At 71.2% G+C, this 6,541-nt stretch carries 7 protein-coding genes and 1 pseudogene; 7 read left to right on the top strand and 1 reads right to left on the bottom strand.

Features of this window, described 5'->3' with window-relative positions:
* The 5 genes from AC08OO_RS21940 to AC08OO_RS21920 all read left to right on the top strand — a co-directional run.
* Nucleotides 1–269: hypothetical protein (locus AC08OO_RS21940; RefSeq protein ID WP_476611579.1), on the top strand; the 269-nt coding region annotated here is incomplete at its 5' end.
* A 177-nt stretch (nt 270–446) separates the two neighbouring features.
* Complete coding sequence (locus AC08OO_RS21935) at nt 447–1,133, top strand: hypothetical protein (protein ID WP_476611580.1); 687 nt, start codon at nt 447–449, stop codon at nt 1,131–1,133.
* Between the two features lie 145 nt (nt 1,134–1,278).
* Nucleotides 1,279–1,809 (top strand): hypothetical protein, encoded by a 531-nt coding sequence (locus AC08OO_RS21930; RefSeq protein WP_476607958.1) that lies wholly within the window; start codon nt 1,279–1,281, stop codon nt 1,807–1,809.
* A 312-nt stretch (nt 1,810–2,121) separates the two neighbouring features.
* Nucleotides 2,122–3,288: an HAF repeat-containing protein gene (locus tag AC08OO_RS21925; protein WP_476611581.1), complete on the top strand. Its 1,167-nt coding sequence runs from the start codon at nt 2,122–2,124 to the stop codon at nt 3,286–3,288.
* 285 nt (nt 3,289–3,573) lie between these two features.
* Nucleotides 3,574–4,356: an enoyl-CoA hydratase/isomerase family protein gene (locus AC08OO_RS21920; RefSeq protein ID WP_476607956.1), complete on the top strand. Its 783-nt coding sequence runs from the start codon at nt 3,574–3,576 to the stop codon at nt 4,354–4,356.
* An 80-nt stretch (nt 4,357–4,436) separates the two neighbouring features.
* Here AC08OO_RS21920 and AC08OO_RS21915 read toward each other — a convergent pair whose 3' ends face one another.
* On the bottom strand, nt 4,437–5,579 hold the full coding sequence (locus AC08OO_RS21915) for a phosphotransferase enzyme family protein (RefSeq protein ID WP_476611582.1): 1,143 nt from the start codon (nt 5,577–5,579) through the stop codon (nt 4,437–4,439).
* Nucleotides 5,580–5,838: 259 nt separating this feature from the next.
* On the opposite strand from AC08OO_RS21915, the pseudogene AC08OO_RS21910 reads away from it, so the two are divergent.
* Together AC08OO_RS21910 and AC08OO_RS21905 are read left to right on the top strand one after the other, a co-directional pair.
* A pseudogene (locus tag AC08OO_RS21910) lies at nt 5,839–5,967 on the top strand (NADPH-dependent FMN reductase); the annotation flags it as partial.
* A gap of 49 nt (nt 5,968–6,016) precedes the next feature.
* Complete coding sequence (locus tag AC08OO_RS21905) at nt 6,017–6,361, top strand: hypothetical protein (protein ID WP_476611583.1); 345 nt, start codon at nt 6,017–6,019, stop codon at nt 6,359–6,361.
* Nucleotides 6,362–6,541: the final 180 nt, after the last annotated feature.

The following is a 6,541-nucleotide window of genomic DNA, read 5'->3' as shown; positions in this document are numbered from 1 at the left end:
GCAGCGGGGACGGGGGGATGGACCGGGACGGGGAGATGGACTCCGACGACGTGCCGGTCGACGTCCCGGGACTGACCATCGCCGTGGCGACGCCGGCCCCGCTGACCAAGAAAAACACAACGACAAACACCGTCGATACCAGACCGCGCGACGGCCGTGGCACGAATCGACCAGATACTCGCTGGCCAGACACCAGAGCGCCCCCCCGGGTGCGGCTGGCAACACGCCCGTTGCCGGCGGCCTGCCCCGGACCGGCGGAGACAACGTGATGCACGTTAGGCGGAAGTCCCGCCCTACGACGATCGATAGGATAACAGTCGCGTTGCCGGTCATCCGGGCCACGGGGGGAAGCGGTGAATGTCAGATTACCGACGGGGAGGTCGGCGCGGGAAAGTATTTTCGTCGCCGTTTGCCTGACGGCGTGCCTGAGTTGGCTCATGTTACCCATGGCGTCTCCGGTCCATGCGGCGGACGGCGGCGGGGTGGAACTCGGCGTCACCGTCGACGGTCAGCCCCTCGGTGAGGACCACGTGGTCCTCGAAGCCAGTGCGGTCGCCCGCGTGGTGGTCAGCGTGCAGAACCTGACCCGGTCGAATGTCCCCGTCGACTCGGTACGGCTGAGCGGAACCGTGCTCGGCCTCACCTTCTTCGACTACGACACCCGGGTGCGCACGACCATCCCGGCCCGCGGATCGGCGAACTGGACCGTCGACCTGGATGTGCGCGACCTCGACGGTCGGGCCACCGGATTGATGCCGGTGGAGGTGGCGATCCGGGGCGCGGACCTGCACACAGTGGCCAGGGTGTCGGGAACCGCCGACATCCACGGATCGCTGTTGTCCATCTACGGGCTGTTCGGCCTCGGGCTTGTCGTCCTGATGGGGCTGCTCTGGGCCGTCGCGTTGCTCCCGCTCGGTCGCCATGCGGTGCCGGCCACCTGGTGGCAGCGCGGCCTGCGGTTCGTGCCCGCCGGCTGCGGGGTCGGTCTGTTCGTCATCTTCGCGCTTTCAGCCACTCGGCTGCTGTCGCCCGGCATCCCCAGTGATTTCGGCATCACCATCACGGCGACCGCCGTCTGCTTCGGGCTTGGAGCCCTGCTGCCCCAGCTGGTCCCGACGACGAGGCGCGGCTGACCCCACCGGCCGTCCACGGCCTACGCGACCGCCTCGTGGTGCCCTCGGCGTGATGCGACGCGACGCGCCGGAGCCGCTTATGAGGACGACGTCACGACGTCAGGGCACCATCGCAGTCGACCGGCGGACCTTCCGAGGAGACCACGTGACCGATCACCTGCGAACCTTGACCGCAGGCCCCGCCCGCCCCGGCCTTCTCGAGGGTCGACGGGCCGCGCATCGGCGCGGTGGGCGCCGGGCTGCCGCGGTCATGGCGACGGGCACGGTGATCCTCGCCCTCACCGCCGCGTGCGGCGGCACAACCACCCCGACGCCACGGCCCACGCCGAACGCGCCCGCTTCGGTGTCGGCCAAGCCGTCCCCGACCGGTCCGTTGACGAGCGCGGGAACCGCCGGCGCGACGAAGGTGACGGTCACCGAGACCGAGTTCGTGATCAAACTTTCCCGGAACACGTTCACCCCGGGCACCTACACCTTCGTCACCCAGAATGCCGGACACGTGACGCACGCGCTGAGGATCGAGGGGCCCGGCCTGCACGAGGCCACGACGAAAGACCTCGCACCGGGTGAGTCCGAGGACCTCACCGTGACCCTGCAGCCGGGTACCTACGAGCTGGACTGCCCGGTCGACAACCACGAGTCGCTGGGTATGAAACTCGACATCACGGTGTCCTGAGCCGTCCCCACCATCTGGGTGGAGTCGACTGACGCCCACGTCAGCGCGCCGCTCACCGGCCGGCGCCCGCGACGTTCCGCGCCTCGCGGCCGCAGGCGGGGCGTGTCATTCATTGACAAGTTGACTACAGCTCGACACCATCCGGCTTCAGTTAGTAATCAATTGACGGGGTGCCAGCCGGTCCTCCGTCCAGCCATCCCGACCCGATCCGGCGCCAGGATCCTGGCGACCGAACCCGTGCGACCGAACCCGTGCGACGGCGCCCCGGCGGCCACGACGACGGTCGGGAAGGCCTGACCAGGGAGGTCGGCCGTGCCGAGCAACCGGAGAACATTCGTCCACCTAGCGGTCATGGCCGCAGCCGCCGCACCGTTGTCCCTCACCGGGCTTCCCCCGGCCCTGGCGGCGCCGGTTCCAGAACCACGACCTGACCCACGCCAGACGACGCCGGCCGGGGTCGGCATTCCCGGACCGGGCAGTCCCGGCTCGCTGACCAGTGGCAACAGCCGCGGACTCTACGTTGGTCACTGGGACAGCAGCGCGTACAGCGCCACGGGCTTCCTTTGGCGCGACGGCACCGTGCATGTCCTCAACGGCAGCACAGAGCCGAAGGCGGTGACCGAGGAAGGCCTGGTCATCGGCGATTTCGTCAGCCACTACGACCGGCAGGCGTTCCGGCTGGAACACGGAACCTCCCTGCCCCAGGGTCTGGGCTACCTCGGCGGCACCCACACGGCCGGCGGCTACAGCAGCACCGCGGTGGCGGTCAACCGCGCCGGGGTCATCGTCGGCACCAGCACCACCAACGCCGGTACGTTCCATGCCTTCCGGTGGGCGGACAACCACCTGCAGGACCTGGGTACGCTCGGCGGCCCGAGCAGCTCCGCCGTCGCGGTCACCAGCGCCGGGGTCATCGCCGGCAGCAGTGACACCGCCGCCGGCCCATCCCGCGCCTTCCGCTGGTGGAGAGGCACCCTGCACGACCTGGGTACCCTCGGCGGCCCGTCAAGCACCGCGGTGGCCGCGAACGACGCCGGGCAGATCGTGGGCTACAGCGACACGGCCGACGGGCACACCCACGCCTTCCTCTGGGAACGCGATCGTCTGATCGACCTCGGTACGCCGCCCGGCGACACCGAATCCTGGGCGATCGGGATCAACAACGCCGGCCAGGTCCTCGTCCTGAGCCGCGGCTCATCGAACCATGCATTCGTCTGGTGGCACGGCCAGCGCACGACCATCAGCGTGCCCAGCGGCGACTTTGGGGTGACCGCCATCAACGACCGGGGAACCGTCGCCGGCACGGCGAACGGGCACGCGTTCCGTTGGCGCGACGGCCGTTTCACCGATCTCGGCACGCTGGGCGGGCCGTACAGCGACGCGAACGCCATCACCCCCACCGACGTCGTCCTCGGTTCCTCGGTCCCGGCGGACTCCCCGATTCCGCTCGCGACCTTCTGGCCGGCCCCCGGCCGCTGACGCGGCGGCTGTCCGGTCAGCACAGCACATTGAACACCGTGAGCATGATCTAGCCGGTAAACAGGAGAGCACCACGTCGAACTCGTCGTCAGGGAACGGGAGGTCAGCCGCGTCCGTCTCCGTTCGCTCCAGGCTCAGTCCGCTCACGCCAGGCCCAGTCCAGGCCCAGCCCGTGACGCGACCCGCGAGGCGTTTTCGGTCAGGATGGACGATGTCGGACGGAGGAGACCCCGCCGGCACGGCGGACCGCCGGCACCAGCACGGACGACCCGACGGAGGATCATCATGAGCGAGTCCGGAGACATCACGGTACAGACCCTGCCCGGCCACGTCGCCGTCGTCGAGGTCTGCCGTCCGCCGCACAACTTCTTCGACGTGCGCCTGATCCAGACCCTCGCCGACATCTACGACAAGCTCGACGCCGACTCCGACGTCCGTGCCGTCGTGCTGTGCTCCCAGGGCAGGAACTTCTGCGCCGGAGCCGACTTCTCCGGCGCGAGTGCGGCCGAGGCGATCTCGGCGGACGAGGGGGCGCAGGCCCTCTACCGCGAGGCGCTACGGCTGTTCGCCTCCCCGATACCGGTCGTGGCCGCGGTGCAGGGCAGCGCGGTCGGCGGCGGGCTGGGGCTCGCGCTGTCCGCGGACTTCCGGGTCGCAAGCCCGGACAGCCGCTTCGCGGCGAACTTCTCCCGGATCGGGCTGCACCAGGGCTTCGGCATCTCGGTGACCCTGCCGGCGGTCGTCGGCCGGCAGAAGGCGCTCGACCTGCTCTACACCGGTCGCCGGGTTGGTGGGCAGGAGGCGTTCGGCATCGGCCTCGCCGACCGGCTCGTGCCGAACGCCGAGCTGCGGGAGGCCGCGGTGGCGCTGGCCGGTGAGATCACCGCCGCCGCGCCGCTGGCCGTGCGCAGCATCCGGGAGACGATGTGGGCGGATCTCGTCCCCGTCATCCGGGCGGCCACCGAGCGGGAAACCGCCGAGCAGGCCAGGCTGCGGGCCACCGAGGACTTCGCCGAGGGGGTGCGCGCCTCGACGGAGCGCCGCGCGCCCCGTTTCACCGGCCGCTGAGTGGTCCGGGCGTGCCGGTCCTCGGGGATTTCGGGCAGGCGGGACGAGCCACCGGTCAGGCCTGGCCGCAGGCCGCCGCCTCAGCCGGCGAGGAACCGCCCGCCCAGATAGGCCTCGGCCAGCTCGCAACTGTCCCGGGCGTACTCGGTGGCACTCGGCACCGCGTCCGAGTGCGGATGGGTGCCCAGCCAGGCCACCAGGAGCAGCCGGCGCAACAGGACGAAGGTAGGGATCATCGCTACGTCGTCCGCGGTGAGCGGGCGCTGGCGCTGGTAGGCGGCCAGCCAGGCGGCCACCAGGTCGCCGGCCTCGTCGAGGTGCTCGATGAAGGACAGCGACGCGGCAAGATCCCAGAGGTACCAGCCGAAGCCGCAGTCATCGAAGTCGATCACGCAGACGTCCCCGGTGGACGCGTCCCGGGGTACCAGGAGGTTCGCCAGCCGCATGTCGGCGTGGACGAGCCCGAACCGGTCCGGCCCGGTGCCGAAGGCGGCCAGGCGTGCCTCGATGTCGGCCGCGGCCCGGCTCAGCAGGCCCAACGCCGCGCGGCCGTCCCCCCGCGGGCCGTCCCCCGGCGGGCCGGGGTCGTCGGCCAGCGCGGTGACCAAGCCCTCCGACCAGCTCCCCCACCGGCCGGCGTCGCCGAGCATGCTCCGCCAGGTCCACTCGAAGCGGGCGAAGGTAGTCGGGCGGGACCACTCCCGCGCGTGCCGGTGCAGCCGCGCGGTGATGTCCCCGAGCTGCCCGAACGCGCCGCGCAGGGACATGGGGTCCGTCGGTTCCGGTGAACGTCCGTCGACCCATTCGAACAACACGGCGTGCCGCTCGGCACCACCCGGCCCAGCGGGATCCGGCCCAGCGGGATCCGGCCCAGCGGGATCCGGCGAGGCGGCACTCGGGGGGAGGGTTCCGGTCGCGGCCACGGTCGCCACGGGCCCACCCGCCCTCGTCGGCACGACCGGCGGCGTCACGACCACGCCGTCGGCGCGCAGGGCAGCCACCCACGCCAGCTCCCCGTGAATCTCGACGAGAGTGTGGTACCCGGGCCGGTGCAGCCGCAACGCCCAACGCCGGCCGGTCGCCGGGTCGTCCACGCGGTAAGTGACGTTCTCCGAGACATGCAGCAGGCTCGCCCGCGGCGACGGGCCGAGATCATAGGCGGCGAGGACGTCACCGAGGACGCCATCCAGCCCCACCAGCCCGTCGACGGAGGTCGCGCTCACCGTACGACCGCCGGTCCGGGCGAGATGGCGTCCCCGTGGGAGGACGTGACCCCGCGTACCGCTCCGGCCTGCTTGAACCCTTGCCTGAACCCTGTTTCACCAGGGGAAATGGTCCGCATCCATCTTGTTTGCCGGAGTCGGCGGGCCGCCGTCAAGGAACCGGGCCCGGCCGCACCCACCGTCGAAGCCCACCATCGAAGAACCACCGCCACGGCGAGAGCACGGCTACGGCGGGAGCGACGACGCGCCCCAGCCTGCCGTGGCCGAACTGCGCGCGCAGCTCACAGCGGCCGACGCCGTGCTGTTCCGCACCCCGCAGTACGCAGGCGCGCTACCCGGAAGCTTCAAGAACCTGATCGACTGGACGATCGGCGGCGGGGAGTTCTACGGTAAGTCCGCTGCCTGGGTCAACGTGGCCGCCCCGAGCCGGGGGAGGGGTGCCCGAGCCGAGCTGGGGGACGGTGCTGGACCAGGTGGCTGCCAACGTCAGCGCGTCGGCCTGCGCGTCGTTGCCCGTGGCAAGGGAGGCCATCGGTCCGGACGGCACGGTGAGCGACCCACGGGTGCGTGCCGGACTCGCCGAGGTTCTGCGGGCCGTCGTGCACCACCTCGGCCTGGCAGACACGGCGGACACGGCAGATGTCGCGGACACGGCAGATGTCGCGGACACGGCAGATGTCGCGGACACGGCAGATGTCGCGGACACGGCAGATGTCGCGGACACGGCAGATGTCGCGGACACGGCAGATGTCGCGGACACGGCAGATGTCGCGGCGGGGTGAGCCCATCGCGGCCCACCGGCGACCGACCCGGACGGCCGACCACCGATGGACCCGCGTGTGGGACACCGATCTTCCCTCCCTTGCGCCCTGCGCGGCGTCTCACCCGGACAGGTGACCCGCCGCGGCCGGACACGTCAGTTCGGGATGGGCTGGCAGTTGGGTTGCGGGACGGGTGGGTAG

This window comes from Frankia sp. CeCAU1, assembly GCF_977971845.1.
Note: the sequence above shows the minus strand (reverse complement) of the source record. Positions and strands in the feature narration are given on the sequence as shown.